Below are 15,515 nucleotides of genomic sequence, written 5' to 3'. Positions count from 1 at the left end.
GCGTTCCATCGGGCGCCCATGCTATCCGCCGAGCCGGAAATACTTGGCGGTGGCTGAGAACTGAGATCCGTCGGTCTCGATTTCTTCGAGAATCTTGGGAAGCAGCACCGAGGCTGGCGTGGGCGTGGAGAACGCCGCCGCCCGAATATCCTTCGGGCCGGTGATCACCATTATGATCTGCGGCACCGCCTTTCCGGCGGCCTGGTCGGCGGCGCCGAGACCAATCGGGATTCTGAAGGTGACCTTGTCCGGTTTTACGACGACGCGCTCGTCCAGATTGAACACCATGCCTTTGTGATCGATCAACAGGACGCTGGAAATGAGCCCGCCACGCGTCACCAGCGTGCCGCTGATCGGCGTACCGTTCGGTACCGATGTCCGATCGAGAACAAGCTGCGGCTTGTCGGCCGCCGTCTGCCCCAGAAAGCGCAGAAAGTTGGTGACTTCGCATTGGCTTGGTTCAATGAGGCGGACGCTGATATCCGGCTCGACATGGAATCTTGCCTGGAAATCGCCCAGCATCCGCTCGAATGGCTGAACCTCAGTTCCAAATCCTTCGATCGCGGCGGCCTTGTCCGTTGCCGACGTCATGGTGGCATAGAAACAGTCGCCGCCTCCGAAGTCGCGAACCCAGGAGACTCGTTGCGCGATGTCGTCGACGGTCGGGGGAACCTCCGGCTTGGGCACGTCCAACACGACGACAGGCTGGTCCGGCTGTTTGGGTGCTGGTGACGCAGTTTTTTGGGTGTCGGCGTTCGCGACATCCGGCTGGCTTGCCATGGGCTTTGGCACCGGCACGGTCGCCTCGGGCGCCGGCACGGTCGCCTCGGGCGCTACCGGCTGGCTGACCTGGGGCTCGGGCTTCTGGCTCTCGACAACCTCTGGCTGGGCCGGCGGCGGCGTCGAGACCTTCTCTGCTGCCGGCGGGGCTGGAGCGGTCGAGACAGGCGGCGGGGCCGACGTTTGACTGTCGCTGGCCGTCGTATCGGGCTGGATTGCCGGCGACGCCTTCTCGGGCGGCGGCTGCGCCGTCGTTGCGGATGGCTTCGGGGGTTCTTCGGTCTGCGAGGGGACTTCGGCGGGCTTTGCTTGCTGCGGCTTTTGAGCCGCCGTGGCATCTCGCTGATTGTCAGCCGGTGGTGCGCTGACCTCCGGCTGCGCGGGCGGAACTGGCTCTGCCGGCGGAACTGCCTTTGCCGGTTCAGGGGCGGCGTTCGCGGCATTGTCCGTGGGTGCCGGCTCTGACGTTTCTGGCGCGGGCTTTGATGGCTCTGGTGCGGAAAGCGATGGCTTGCCGGCCGTCGGCATCGCAGGCGTCATGAAGCCGCTGAGATACAGGCCCGCCCCGGAGGCGACCGCCAGCGTCGCCAAGGCAGCGATCGCGATGGTTCGGGTCTTTGTGGATTTTCCAGGCACATCGGCCTTGACCGGGCGTGGTGAGCCGGCGAGCGCCGGAGGCCGCGGTTGGGACAAATGCGCGGGCCGCACATGCGGGACGAAGGGCTGTCCACCTGAACCCGTCGCGGATGCGGCGTCGTGCCGCTCGGCACTGGTTGGCCGGCCCTGGGTCTTGGTGTCAGGCGCGACGGTTTCCCCGGCTCGCGGCAAGGCCGGCCGATCGCGCGGCGTGATGGAAGTCGGCGGCGTTGTCTCCTCACTGTCGTTTCGCGTCATCCTGGCGATTTCAGCCATGCTAATCGGCCGGTCTTGCGGATCCGGTTGCAGCATGGCTTCGACAATGTCGCGAAAATCGTCGTCGATATCGGAGAGGTCAGGCACGGTCCGACGCTTTTCGATGACCTCGAACTGGGACCCGCTCATGTCGATCGGCTTGCCACGCAAGGCCGCTACCAGCACCAGTCCCAGGCTATAGATGTCGGACTGCTCGCTGACGTCGCCGCTGTAGAGCCCGAGCTGTTCGGGTGAAACGTAGTTGTACTTTCCCGCGAATTTTCCGCCGATCAAGGTCTCGCCGCCCACGGTCGCCGATCGTGCAATGCCGAAATCGATGATCTTTGCGCGGTCGACCCGGCCCCCCGGCAGGATAATGTTGTCCGGAGAGAGGTCGCGGTGTATCGCGCCCGCCTGATGCACCGCGCTCAAGCCGGACGCTAGGCGATGGCAGAGCTTGCGCACCTCTTCCGTCGGCATCGGGCCACGTCGCATGATGTCGAACAGCGACTCGCCGTCGACGAACTCCATGGCAAGGTAGGGGCGGCCGATCCCGGGATCGATCGTGAAGACGTGATACCGCACGACCGCATCATGCGACAGGCGATTGAGGATCAATGCCTCCTTGCGGAACAGGGACAGGATCGTCTGGTCACGGGCGAACTCGGGCAGGACGATCTTGATCGCGACGTGGTCGCCGGTCTGGATGTTATGACCGCGGTAGACCTCCCCCATGCCACCGAATGCGATCCGCTCGTCAAGCTCGTAGATGCCGCTGAGTTGCGTGCCTACGGCGGTGTTGGCCATGCCCCCCGATATTCGCGTCTTGTCGTCGGCGCTCATCGGCCTCAACCCTCCGCCTTGTAGAGATCTGGACGGGGCGATTGCCCCTCGCGTCCGTCGCCGATCTTCACAAGCACGATCGTCACATTGTCTGTTCCGCCGCGCGCCAGCACCATTTCCAGCAGTTTTTCGCAGGCCGCCTGAGGTGTCGCGGACACGGTCGCCGCCTCGATCTCGGCGTCGGTGACATGCGCCGTCAGTCCATCGGTGTTCAGCACAAAAATGTCCCCCGGCATGATTTCGCCTTGCTGGAAATCGATGACGATCTCGTCGCTGACGCCGACCGCATGCGTGATGACATTGCGGCGCGGCCAGGTGCGGGCTTCGCTTTCGCTGATCATGCCTCTGTCGACGAGCTCCTGAACTTCGGTGTGATCCTTGGAGATCTGCGAGATCGAGGCGTTGCGGATCAGATAGACGCGGCTGTCACCCGCCCACAGGCAGGCAAACCGCCCATCCATTGCCAGCAGGGCGGCAACAGTGGAGCCGATGGTTATGCCGCGGGATTCGGATATGCCGCGGATCTCGGCATTGGCCCTGCTCAGCCTGTCCTCGAAGCGCGCCCGAAGATCAGGTGCGGAGCTGGCAATGCCGATCGTTGCCAGATGATCGACGATGCTGGCCGAAGCGACCTCTCCCGCGTCATGTCCACCCATTCCGTCGGCTACCACCCAGAGGCCAGTTTGCGGCTCGACCAGATAGTTGTCTTCATTGAGCTCACGGACACAGCCTTTGTGGCTCACGCCGAAGCTCTCAAAGGGAAGGGCGACAGTGTTCACTTTGCCACCAAGCGCTTCTCAAGCGTCCTCTGCGGCGCACTTTCAGGCGCTCGCTCCTGTTACTTTGCCACAGGCTCGAACATTAAAGTATCGAAAACTAAGGTCTCTGCGTGGTCTGCGGATCCCCATCTTAAAACGCTTTCGGACAGCTGAACCCGGAAAGCGCGGGGAGCAAGAAGGGGTTGGCGCCGGAGCCTGCCTGGATCGTGTAGGTAACGTCGCGGCCGCCGATCACGAAGCGTGCCTGCATGTTGCTGTCGCTGCCGGTGACGGCAGCCTTGTCCAGAAGCCGCTTTAGTGCCCACGGCCCTTCGAACTTGATGGCGGATTCGCGGCCTGGCATTTCCGGCGTCAGGCTTAGACTGGCGGAGGCGGAAGCCGTACCGATCGGCCAGGTCACCGTGCCTGGCGCGTTACCCGTCTGGTTGCTCTGGACGATCTGGCCATCGACATCGAGTATCGCCGTATCGGCATCGCCATGCAGCGAGAATGGAGTGAAAGTGACGCTGACCAAGGGCACCGAGCCGCCCGCTGGAAAGAAGGCGCTGCGGATTTCCGCAGCCAGCTGGAAGTCTTTCAGGGTCGATTTCGACAGGTCGCGTCCAAAGCGCGCATCCTGTTTCCAGTTCCAGTCCTGGCCGGTCATGTCGATCAGCGATGCGAGGTTTTGTGCGAAGAACCGGTCCATCAAGCCGCCCGGCGCGAAAAGTTTCGCGAAATCCGCCATGGCAACATCCTCGGTGCCGTCCCCGGCGAAGGGATAACGGCCATTGATCGCCGCCTCACAGGGAGCCGTGACCGTCTGGTCGAGCATCTGGTTCAAGTTGGCCACCGAGGTTTCGGCGACGTTGCCTTCGAACTCATCCGCCGTCGCGTTGACCATCCGGCCGAGTTGCTTGGGCAGGCGCGAGACATTGGCGCGAAGGGTGGCTATCTGCAGCTGCAGGTTCGAGTTGACGCGCTCCGTCTGCGAAGGAACTTCGGCCGACAGTTGCAGGCTCTGATAGATATCGCTGAAGTTCTGGGTCAGGGCATCGATTGGGCGGTGTCCGGCGGGGCCGTTCACCAGCGCCTGGAAAGGTCTGAACTGCGCTTCGATGTTCGCCCCCGGATTGAGGTTCTGTGTGTCGGCCCCCCTTGTGCCGGCGCGGCTTTGCGATTTGCCGGTGGCGATTTGTAGGCCGATGCGAGCCAGGCCCTTGCCCAGATCTGCGGTGTTCTGCGGCTGGTTTTGGGCCGTGCCTGCTTCGGTCTCGGCGCCAGCACCGTTGCCGTCACCGGGGTCTCGCGTCAGCGCCGTTTCGTTGGCGATCGCCGCAAAGAGCTGGTTTATCGGCGAGTTTGGCGAGGCAGCGGCTGAAAGCGCGATGTAGTGCGGCTTGTCCGTCAGCATCGCTTTGAACTTCAACTGGTCGAGGACGCCGTTCCACGCGGCTGCGAACTCCTTCCCGTAGCGATCGAGAAGTTCTGGGCCGAGCTTGCGCAATTGCCGATCGATGTCGCCTTGCTCACCGCCGCCGCCGAGAACCCATTGCTCGTCGACCAGCATCTGCGCAATGCGCGAAAGTTGCCGGAGATAGAAGGTGTGGAAGCCGGCATAGGTGTAGATACCGGGAACACGAAGGCCTGACAGATCGCTGCCGTTGATGCGCTCGAACAGCACTTGCGCTTCCGGGCCAGCTTTCAGGGAAACAGAAAAATCGTCCAGTGCTGCCGCGTATATCGCCGACCTGATCAATGCGGACGCTCGATCGGCAAGGCTCATGCGCCCGAGAGAACGTTGAGCGGCTTCGACAAGCGGCTGGTTAAGTTCGAAAACGGGATCATAGGCGTCGTCCAATGCCAGCATGGCGCGCAGGTGCTTTTCGAGTTGCTCCCGTCCTTCCCGGTTGTTTTCGCCTGGATATCGGTTCTGCTCCCAATCCTGCTTCATCCAGGAAACGATCAACGCGTCATCGACCTTCGGCGCCTTGCCGCCAAGCATCAGATAGATTTTCAACGGTTCGTAGAGCGCGACGGGATCGGCCATCTTGGCCTGGATCGTCCGCTCGGCCTGGATCAGCAGGCGCGATCGGAACATTCGTTCCAGCCCTTGCCGATAAGCTGTTTTGGATGCCGAAAAAAGTCTCTCCCGCTGACTGAGGCCGAACGTCTCCTCGATCGGTGTCGGCAAGTCACCGGTTTCGAACCCGGCCGGCAGATCGCGCAACTGGTCGAGTGGCCCGATGACGTTTTCGAGGTCGACATCGGTGACCGTCGTGCTTTCGAGCAGCGCGGCCGCCGTTTGGCGATACTGGCCCATGGCCAGACTTGTGGAGGCGATCAGCGACCGGTTGGCCGCTACGCTCAGGCCGAGCGTACCCAATGCAGCGGCAGCGACCAAAGCTATTGCGCCGAGGCCGCCAAATCTGGCGATCGCCGCACGCCTTGCAGCCGCTTTGTCGTAAGAAACCCATCCGGATTCGGCAAAAATGACGTCCGTCAGCAGATCATGCAGAAAGAAGCTTTTGCCGGTTCCGGAAAGGTGAGAGCGGGAGTTGCTGCCGAAATTGCGGCCGATTGCGCCCAGCAGCTGATCGATAGGCGTTCCCTCTTGCGTGCCTGACGAAAAATAGAGTCCACGCAGGCTGACATTCACCTGGCTGCGCGCCGGATCGAACAGGCCGGCGACAAAACTGGTAATTCGCCCCCGCAGCGCGCCGAACTGAGCCGGAAAGCCAAAGATGGAGATGCGCGTGAGCGGATCGGCCTCTTCCTGGAGGCGGTCGGCCATCTCGTCTGCCAGTCGGTTGGCCAGCATGTCGAATTCAGCGGGCGCCTCGGCGGCCATGTTCCTGTCGCGCTCCGCCGTCTGGAATGTCGCGCCCCACACTTTTCGCCTGCGCGGTTCGTCGAAATCGCCGAAGTAGTCCATGAACCCGGAAACAAGATCGGCCTTGGTGAAAAGCAGGTAGACTGGAAACTGGATTTTCAGCGTCTCGTGGATTTCCCTCAGGCGGCTGCGTATCTCGACGATGTGGACGTCTAGCTGCTGATGGTCGAAGCTCATCAGATCGGCAAGGCTGATGGCCAGGATGACGCCGTTTATCGGTTGTCTGGTGCGGTACCGCTTGAGCAGCGACAAGAAGGCGAGCCAGCTCTTCTTGTCGCTCTCGGCATGGGAGTCCTGCGTCGTGTAGCGTCCGGCGGTGTCGATCAGCACCGCCTGGTCGGTAAACCACCAGTCGCAAGAGCGTGTTCCGCCAACGCCAGCCACCGGCTGGGCGTCCCCCGAACCGGCAAGCGGAAAGTTCAGACCCGAATTGACTAGTGCCGTTGTCTTGCCGGCACCCGGCGGGCCTATGACCACGTACCACGGGATCTCGTAGAGGAAGTTGCGCTTGCCGCTCGTCCGTTTGAGCGCTGCCACGGCCTCATTCATGCGGGCTTCGAGCACCCGCGAATCGTCATCGCGGTCGTCATTGTGTGCAACGACGGTCTCGAGCGCTTTTTGCGCCTTTCTCGCCTGCCAGAAACGCAGCCCGTAGAACAGCGCCAGCGCCGCCACGATCATGCCAATGATGGTAGCGCGCAACCAGGCAGGCCCCAACGGGCGGGTATCGGCGAACCGGATCAAGGGCCCGCCAAACCACACTGCCGCCGCGAAGCCGGCCAGCGCGATAAGGCTGAACATCCGCAGCAGCCAACGCGTCATGGGCGCTTCCAACAGGCCGTGCTCACAATGTTTCCTCCCTGGGGATCATCACATCGACACGGCGGTTCTTGGCGCGGCCTTCCGGCGTCGCATTGTCGGCGATCGGTTCGTCCTCGCCCTTGCCATCGACTGTCAGCCGCGAGGGATCGCTGAATTTCGGTGCCATCATCGTTTCGACAGCCTTGGCCCGGGCGACCGAAAGGTCGAAGTTGGATTTGAACGGGCTCGACTTTCGCGGTTTCACATTATCCGTGTGGCCGACGATCCGGATTTGCCCGGGCTCGGGCTGCAGCGCCGCGGCGATGTCGGCGGCAATGGGCTGGAATTCCGGCTTCGCCTCGGCCCTGCCGGACTGGAACAGCAGGGCATTGTTGATTTCCACCACGATGAAGTTGCCCTTCGTGCCGATGGTCAGTCCGCCGCCTTCGACTTCCTTGGCCAGTGCCGAACGAATGCGATCAATCTGCGCGGTGGTTGCAGGCGGGGTGGCTTTCACCGGCTCGGCCAACGGCGCCACGCTGGCGCGCTCGATGGCGACTGGTGTCGATGGGTTGAGTGCCAGCAATTCACCGGCGGCCGCGTCGCCCTCGTTGGTGATGAAGACCCGCAATGCGAAGAACGCCGCTGTCAGCAGCGCCGTCGCCGCTGCCGCAACGACCCAGAGCGGCAGGCGGGCCGACGGCTGCGCCATCGTCGCCGCCAGGCCCTGCCAGCGCGGCGAGATGTCCTCGCCGGCACGCGCCCTGAAATAGCGAAGCGTCTCGTAGACGTCGCGTCGGACGCGTTCGAGATTGTTGTCTTCGCGCCTCACGCCTCGGTACTGGCCCTCGAAACCCAGCGACAGGCAGGCATGCATCAGTTCGAGCAGATCGTAGTGCGTCTCGGGATTGGCCAGTATCGTGTTCAGGGCTTCGTAGAAGCCCGTGCCGGTGACTTCGGTGTGAAAGAACTGCCGCAGCATGCCGTTTTGCGCCCAGTCGTCATTCTTGGGCCAAGGCAGGTTGCCGATGAGATCGTCGGCGGTTTCGCACAGAGCGAATTTCGCGATCCGCGCATCCTCTTCGGGAACGCCGGTCTTCTCCATCGTTCGGTCGAATTTTTCAATCGCGTCGGCGACGTGTTGCGCCAGTGGCTCCGCTTGTCTTTCGACGGGCATCAACCTGAGCTGCCCGAGCAGCATCAGCACTGGTGCCGCCGCCGCCAGAATAGGGTTTGCCGCGGCGTATTTGACCGTGTCGGTGGGGCCGAGCAGGACCGTCTGCTCGATGGCTGGCGTCGGCGCCGCGGCACCCAAATCCGCACCTTGATAGATCACGGTTCCCGATGCCCAGCCCGGCGGCGTATGCCGTCCGACACCGGGATCGAACACCGTTGAATCCTTGACCGGAGGGGGTTGGCCTCCGTCAGCAGCAGGTAGCCCAGGAACTGGTGGCGATTTTTTCTCGCGCCGTGGACTTGCGCGAATGACGGTCTTGCCCGCCGGGCCGAAGGGGTCGTCCTTCGAGTTCATCGCCGACCGTCCGTGCAGGCGGTGTGGCCGCGATCGAGCGAGATGGGCGCAAAACGGTTGCTGGCCGGGGAATGGAAATACGACCCCTGCCGGCCGTGGCAGTGTCCGGAGGACGATTGACTAGAAAACGCTATCCCGCCGTCACATGACATTTGCCGCAGACCCCCAGCTCAATGAGTCTTACCCGCTTGGCGAACTGTCGTGCGTGATCGTAATCTCAGAAATCGTCGATTGGAACCGGATGCCAGGGGTCGAAGGGACTTTTCTTCTCCGACTGCTGAACCATGCGTTGCTTGGCCATGCGCTTCCTGGCCACGCGTTTCTTGGGATCGCCTATTTTTGCTTGTCGGCTTTGGCGTAGGCCTCGCTGAAATAGGCCAGGAATATGTCCAGCATGCCGTTTTCGTGTGCTTCCTCCATGGTCCGCCATGTCGCGACATAGGCGTCCCAGGCCTGGCTCTTCTTCGACGTAAACGACGTGGGCGGGAGTTTCCTGCTGATCGCCTCGGGCGACAGGTCGTCTAGCAGCCGGGAGAGCGCGGCTTGCATGGCTGCATAGGTGGCAAATTCGTGCGTCTTGAGATCGCGGAATGCATCTTCGATGCTGCGCCTGGCATCAAGATAGCCGGCCCTGCGACGGGCGAACATGATTTCGAGGATGTCGTCGGTTCCCGGAACGAACTTCAGCGGATTGTTGTCCGCGGCGCTGATCATCGTTCGTTGGGTGCTCTTGGCCAACGTTTTCGCGGCCGCGCGGGCTTTCAGCAGCAAGGTCAGTTCCTCGACCACCGCCCGCAGGACCGCACCGATTTCGGCGGCAACTTCATGCGGGTCGCGCAATTGAAGCAGTTCCGGCGAAATGCCGGCTCCGATCGCGATCTCCCGCAGCACCTCGTCCCTGGTTGAGGGCAGGGGTGTCGGGGACGCCGAGGACGCCGACGCTGGAACGCGCTGCGCGGACCGTTGCTGCGCCGGCTCGAAGAGAGCCCCGCCTCCGAATTCCAGCGGCCGGCCCGTCGCGACCGGCATTTCCCGCGGCGTCGAATTTTGGCTGGCTTGAAGATGGCCTGCCGTCGCGCGCTCTTCGTCGATCGACACGACGATGACATAACGGCCGATCAGCATCCTGTCGCCATGGCCCAGCCGATGCGGCCCGGTCATGCGCTGGCTCGACCCGTTGATGAAGGTCCCATTGCGCGAGACATCGTGCAGCCAGAAGGCGCCTGCCTCGTATCGAACCTCGCAGTGTCGGCCCGAGATGAACTTGTCGGGATCTGGCAAGGTCCAGTCACAACCATCGCGTCCGATTTCGAAGCCGCGATCACGCGCTGCGTAGCCGGTCGAGATGCCGGCGGGCAAGGCGTCGACATTGCTGATTTGCAGACTGATGTACATCCAGGATCGCCGCAGATCGTTGATCGATACTGCACCATTCTAGCAGTTTGCGCGTAGAACAGCACAGCCGCGTTCCGAGCCGTTGCTTCGACAGGGCAAGTTTCAGGCGCCACCGGCCCTCTTTGGTCCGCAGGGCAACATGTGGTAGGCTCCGGATGGCCTGGTGCGGCGGGTCGAAAAAGTTCCTGAACAGCGTGCGGGAACTTCTATCCATCGCGCCGGCGGCCGCGTCCAGGAGGGGCACGACCCATGCCGAACGAACGTGCCACGGTTGTGCAGACACCGGTTGGCGCCGACCTGTTGACCTTCACGCATCTCATCGGGCGCGATGAGATCAGCCGTTGCTTCGCCTATACGGCCGGCTTCGTAAGCACCGACGCCAATATCGACCCGCTGAAGATGCTGGGTGGTCCGGTCTCGGTCGAAGGTGAATCCGATCCGAAACGCTGGTTCAGCGGCATCGTATCCGAGTTCCGGCTCACCCGCATCGAGGACCGGCTGGCCTATTACGAAGCGGTCGTCAGGCCGTGGCTCTGGTTTCTCGGCAACACCACCGATTGCCGTATTTTCCAGAACAAGAGCGTCGTCGACATCGTCAAGGACATCTTCAAGAAATACAGCGTCGCGGAATTCGATCTGCGCCTGCAGGGATCCTACCCGCCGCGCGAATACTGCGTGCAGTATGACGAGACCGATCTGGATTTCGTGCAGCGACTGCTCGAGCATGAGGGCATCCTGTATTTCTTCGAGCATGACGAGGGCAAGCACACGCTTGTCCTGGTCGACGCGATGAGCAAGCTGAAGCCTGCGCCGGGCTACGAGAAAGTGCCCTATCATTTTGAAGGTCAGGGTTCCCGGCGCGATGTCGAATACATCACCGAATGGATACCGGGCAGTTCGGTGCGCCCGGGCGCCTACGCTCATACCGATTATGATTTCAAGAAGCCGGGCGCCGACCTGATGGCCAAGTCGGCCCAGCCATTCAGCCACAAGCTGGCCGCGGGCGAGAACTACCGCCAGCCCGGTGCGCATCTCGAAGTGGGCCGGGGCGACAGCCTGGCCGCGATCCGCCGCGAGGAAATCCAGGCCGTGCACCAGCGCATCGCCGCTGTCGGCACCGTGCGCGGCCTCTATTCGGGCTGCAAGTTCACACTGGACGGTTTTCCACGCGAGGACCAAAACCAGGAGTATCTGGTGGTCAGCGCCGAATACAGGCTGTTCGACCCGGGCTACAGAGCCCTTGCCGACGTCGACAGCGAGAACTTCCAGGTGATCCTCGGCGTGGCGCCGACCGCCGTGCCCTATCGCCCGCCACGGATCACGCCACGGCCAATCATGCGCGGGCCGCAGACCGCGACGGTGGTCGGTCCATCCGGCGAGGAAATATTCACCGACAAATATGCCCGCGTGAAGGTCCAGTTCCATTGGGATCGTCTGGGCAAGAAGGATGAGAACAGTTCCTGCTTCGTGCGCGTCTCGCAGACCTGGGCCGGCAGCGGCTGGGGGTTCATCCAGATACCGCGCATCGGCCAGGAGGTGATCGTCGATTTCATCGAGGGTGACCCGGATCTGCCGATCATCACCGGCAGGGTCTACAACGCCTCCCAGATGCCGCCTTACGGCTTGCCGGGCAGCGCCACGCAATCCGGCTGGAAGTCGGACTCCTCCAAAGGCGGCGGCGGCTATAATGAGCTGATGTTCGAGGACAAGGCCGGCTCCGAACTGGTCAATTTCCAGGCGCAGAAGGACCACAACCTTCTGATCAAGCACGACCGCACCAAGCTGGTCCAGCACGACCAGTCCGACCGCATCGACCACGATGCCAAGCACTCCGTCGGCCACAACCTCGACGAGGACGTCGGCAACAACAAGACGGTCAAGGTCGGCGTCGACCAGACCACCAACATCGGCTCGAACGACACCGAGACGGTGGGCGCCAACCGTTCGCTGACGGTCATGGCCAACGAGACCATCCATGTCGTGTCGAACTCGACGGAGAACATCGACGCAAACCATTCTCAGACAGTGGGGATCGTCCAGACCATCACGGTGGGCGCAGCACGCATCGATACGGTCGGCGCCGCGGAGACCCGAACCGTCGGCGCGGCACAGATGAATACCATCGGTGCCATACGGTCGGTCACCGTTGGTGCGGCACAGAGCCACGACATCGGCGCGGCCGATACTTGGTCAGTCGGAGCCAGTCAAATCGTAAGGATCAGCGCCGACCAGAACTTTGACGTCGGCGGTACCCATGCATCACAGATCGGCAAGGCCAGATCGGCCAAAATTGGCGCCGATGACGCCACCGATGTTGGCGGCGGGCACACCCTGAAGGTCGGCAAGGCCAGCGCTGTGGATGTCGCCGAAGACGGCAGTTTCAAGATCGGCAAGAACTTTGTGATCGACGCCGGGGATTCGATTTCGTTGACCTGTGGCAGTGCCTCGATCGCCATGAAGAAGGATGGCACCATAGTCATCTCGGGCAAGGACATCACAATCAAAGGATCGGGCAAGATCGGCATCAAGGCCTCAAGCGACATCACCATGAAGGGCTCAAAGATCAACGAAAACTAGGTGCCAAGATGCCCAGTGATCCAGTCGAGATAGTCTCAGACTGTGCAGTCAGCGAATCCCTCATTCGCGTAGTTGCCGCGGGTCATACGATCTTGAGGCTTTGCCTCTGATGTCGGTGCACAAAGAGAAGTCAGCAACTCCGCTCAAGGCCCCAATCTTGCCTGATATCGTTCTGCAGCATATCCAGCAAGCGGCGTTTCTCTGGGCTCAGCGTGACGTCCTCTTGGCGGAAGATTTGCCGGATAATGACATTGTTGCGGGCGTCGATAGGCGACTCGAGATAGACCTCGACGGAGTTCGCGTTGCAGGTCATGCAACTTGGCCACTCATTCTTGCCGCCTACGACGAATTCCCGCAGAAGGGTGAACTCTTCCTGGTTTCTTGGGCGGCTATCGAATTCGCCGACACCGAGCGCGTCGGGCAAGCCATCGAGTTGGGCCGCATCTCGGGCGATGGTGTGCGCGGTCTGATAGGTGCACTCGCGTGGCACAAGCCGGCGGCAATCAGTTCGCTGGTGCGAGACTGGATCGACGCACATGATGAATTTAAGCGATTCCTGGCCGTATCCGCCTGTGTCGAGCACGGGGTTGACCCGATGCAGAGGTTGGCGGGGCTGTTGCGCGACCCGGAGCCACGTGTGCGGGCGGTTGGTCTACGTCTGGCCGGTAAGCTCAAACGGACCGCTCTTTTCAACGATTTGAGAGGCGGCCTTGACGACCGGGAAGAGTCGGTGCGGTTCTGGGCGGCTTGGGCGCTAGGTGAACTCGGCTCGGGCGATCTCGCAACTCCCGAATTGAGGAAGGTAGCAACAGGCGGAGGGGATCACGCGCTCACCGCGTTGCGGTCAGCGGTCAAGGCCGCGCCCGACAATGACATCCGCGCCTGGATGGGCGCATTGCTCAGATCGTCGGAAACTGCACCTTTGGCGGTGCGCGGGGCCGGAATGATGGGCGACCGTGCGATCCTGCCTTGGCTGGTAGTCCAGATGAGCAACCCGGCGCTTGCGGTGGCGGCGGGGGCATCGCTGCTGGAACTGTTTCCAGAGGCACGCCAAGCGGACGACCTGTTCACCCTCGATCCCGTTAGAGCCGGGCGAACCTTTGAAGAACACTTCGGCGATGACAGCGTGAGGCTACCGCTCGCTGACAAAGTTAAGGAGTGGGCGCTGAGCAAGGGCTTCTACGCTCAAGCTAGGTGAACGGTCTGCCATCGGAAGCTGCTCGGTGCTTTTCTGTCGGAAGACGTCTGACGCCTACGCCTTTGAACATTGTAGCGCAAATAGATCAAGCGCTTAGAAGCCATCCGGCGTTGGCGGCCGATGAAATTGTCCGGAGTGAACAGTTTGCCAGTGGGGCGCGGGGAGTGGCAAGTGCCATTTCAAGCGCAGCCGCTCGCCTCTGCCGTTGAGCACCGGTCGCAAACACGGCCTCTAAATTGCCTGCTGCCAACTGTCTGCCCAGAAGATAGCGGTTGCCGCGGCTAAAGTTGGCTTCGTTTTGACGCCACCATTGGATAATTTTGGACCGGTCCGGCCAAGGAAGATAATAGTCACGGTGGGTCTCGTCGTCGATATCCTCGTCCTCGCTATGTTCGACGGCGTTCGGTGCCGACGTCGCCAGCCCCTCCGTTTCGAGCTCGACTCCGGAAATCATGGAGAAGCTCTCGCCTGCAACCCTTGCGAGTTTCGAATCGCGCATCTGGGTAAGCAGCCAGGGAACAAATGACGGATCGCCGAAAACACCGGCGCCGGCGGCAAGCAACCGCGCTTTGCTAGGGTCCCCCCTCATATTGTTCAGCCAAGCCAAGGCGCTTTCGGTGTCCATCGCGCTCAGCAGAACCTGAAGTCCTTTCCGGCCAAGCCTGTTGTCTGTTCCGGCTTGTTCGCATAGCGCCTGGGGAGCGTCGCGGCGATCGCCGACCAGCGCGGCCGACCATGCGGCCCAGAACCGGCAACTGTCGTCTGGGTCTCTCAATGCCCGGCGAATTTCGGGGAGAAGATCCGCGCGGCCAAGCTCGCCCACGAGGCGCAGCGCTCTAGCTCTGGTCGGCGCGGCGTCGTCGAGGAATTCGACAAGACGCGCCGCAGGGTCGACCCTGTGCACTGAGCATGCAGCAAGGCCAAGAAGGCGCTTCTGTGGGTCTGAGTCACCAAGCAACGCTTGCACCGTGCCCCGTAACAAGCTTGGTTCGACCCAGCCCAAAGCCGCGATCACTGCGCGTGACAATTCGGCCGACGACGCAATGGAATTGAGAACTCGCGCGATCCGTCTTTCCGAGTGGTTCTCAAAGGCGAGCACGGCAGCGACGAAAGCTTCACCCGGCTCCCCATACTGCTCGAATGCCGCTTCGGCGGCCCGCCAACCCCACTCGCCAGCAACGCGTAGGCCATCGATATGCGCTTCGAGCCGCTCGTCGAGTCTGTCCAATTCCTTGCGCCGGTGGTGGGGCGCGTCGGTTGCCTCATCGCGCTGCAGCCAGAGGAAAGCCGCATCCCCGGCGTGCTGGTCGATGATGTGCTCTATGACGCGGGGCATTTTCGGTGCCTAGTTGAGCTGGATTGAGCCGCCTTTGATTTTGTTCACGCCGGACGATCGGCTCAGGATGTATGTGCCGCGCAGGATGATCTTTCCAGTGCGGGTGAGCGTGATGCTGGCCTTGCCGCAGCGCAGCACGATTTCGCGCTCGGCCGAAAGCTCCATCCGCTCGCCATCGAGCGTCACGGCCACGTCTTCGGCGGCCACCGGTTTCGGCTTCATCACTCGACCGAGAACAACCGCGCGGTCCGGATCGCCGCGATCGAACATCACCACGACCTCGGCGCCGAAATCCGCCGCCTCGAGCAGTGCCGCAGTGCGTGCGCTGAGAATCCTGCTTTCCATCCCGTCGGGAATTGAAACCAGTGGCTCGCCAGCCTTGTCCCGGCCGATGAAGGTGGCGATCACCAACCCATCGGTCAGGCCAGAACCAATTCGCGGAAAGTCGAGACGGTCGTTCACGCGCGCCACCTCCAATTAGCGTGCAATTTAGCCTGCGCCAGGCCATCCTG

9 protein-coding genes and 1 pseudogene are annotated in these 15,515 nt (G+C 62.1%); 2 read left to right on the top strand and 8 right to left on the bottom strand.

From position 1 onward, the window contains the following. Positions 1-21: 21 nt before the first annotated feature. From HNQ71_RS06295 to HNQ71_RS35635, 6 genes and pseudogenes are all read right to left on the bottom strand, one after another. Entirely contained in the window at positions 22-2,514 is a 2,493-nt protein-coding gene (locus HNQ71_RS06295; RefSeq protein WP_184871672.1) for a serine/threonine-protein kinase, read from the bottom strand. Positions 2,515-2,519: 5 nt separating this feature from the next. Continuing rightward, entirely contained in the window at positions 2,520-3,293 is a 774-nt protein-coding gene (locus HNQ71_RS06290) for a protein phosphatase 2C domain-containing protein (RefSeq protein WP_184871671.1), read from the bottom strand. A 130-nt stretch (positions 3,294-3,423) separates the two neighbouring features. Further along, positions 3,424-6,987: a type VI secretion system membrane subunit TssM gene (gene tssM, locus HNQ71_RS06285; RefSeq protein ID WP_184871670.1), complete on the bottom strand. Its 3,564-nt coding sequence runs from the start codon at positions 6,985-6,987 to the stop codon at positions 3,424-3,426. A gap of 22 nt (positions 6,988-7,009) precedes the next feature. Then, on the bottom strand, positions 7,010-8,497 hold the full coding sequence (tssL, locus tag HNQ71_RS06280) for a type VI secretion system protein TssL, long form (RefSeq protein ID WP_184871669.1): 1,488 nt from the start codon (positions 8,495-8,497) through the stop codon (positions 7,010-7,012). A gap of 333 nt (positions 8,498-8,830) precedes the next feature. Continuing rightward, complete coding sequence (tagH, locus tag HNQ71_RS06275; protein WP_343068111.1) at positions 8,831-9,622, bottom strand: type VI secretion system-associated FHA domain protein TagH; 792 nt, start codon at positions 9,620-9,622, stop codon at positions 8,831-8,833. Between the two features lie 48 nt (positions 9,623-9,670). After that, positions 9,671-9,892, bottom strand: a pseudogene (locus HNQ71_RS35635) (FHA domain-containing protein); the annotation flags it as partial. A gap of 249 nt (positions 9,893-10,141) precedes the next feature. Here HNQ71_RS35635 and HNQ71_RS06270 point away from each other — a divergent pair. Both HNQ71_RS06270 and HNQ71_RS06265 read left to right on the top strand, forming a co-directional pair. After that, a complete protein-coding gene (locus HNQ71_RS06270; protein WP_184871667.1) occupies positions 10,142-12,469 on the top strand; it encodes a type VI secretion system Vgr family protein in 2,328 nt (775 codons plus the stop codon). Positions 12,470-12,578: 109 nt separating this feature from the next. Further along, a complete protein-coding gene (locus HNQ71_RS06265) occupies positions 12,579-13,667 on the top strand; it encodes a HEAT repeat domain-containing protein (protein WP_184871666.1) in 1,089 nt (362 codons plus the stop codon). Positions 13,668-13,752: 85 nt separating this feature from the next. Here the strand turns inward: HNQ71_RS06265 and HNQ71_RS06260 are convergent, their stop codons facing one another. Both HNQ71_RS06260 and HNQ71_RS06255 read right to left on the bottom strand, forming a co-directional pair. Further along, entirely contained in the window at positions 13,753-15,003 is a 1,251-nt protein-coding gene (locus HNQ71_RS06260; RefSeq protein ID WP_184871665.1) for a TIGR02270 family protein, read from the bottom strand. Between the two features lie 9 nt (positions 15,004-15,012). Then, complete coding sequence (locus HNQ71_RS06255) at positions 15,013-15,474, bottom strand: DUF6484 domain-containing protein (RefSeq protein WP_343068110.1); 462 nt, start codon at positions 15,472-15,474, stop codon at positions 15,013-15,015. Positions 15,475-15,515 lie beyond the last annotated feature (41 nt).

Source organism: Mesorhizobium sangaii (assembly GCF_014207355.1).
GTDB classification, from domain to species: domain Bacteria; phylum Pseudomonadota; class Alphaproteobacteria; order Rhizobiales; family Rhizobiaceae; genus Mesorhizobium; species Mesorhizobium sangaii.
Note: the sequence above shows the minus strand (reverse complement) of the source record. Positions and strands in the feature narration are given on the sequence as shown.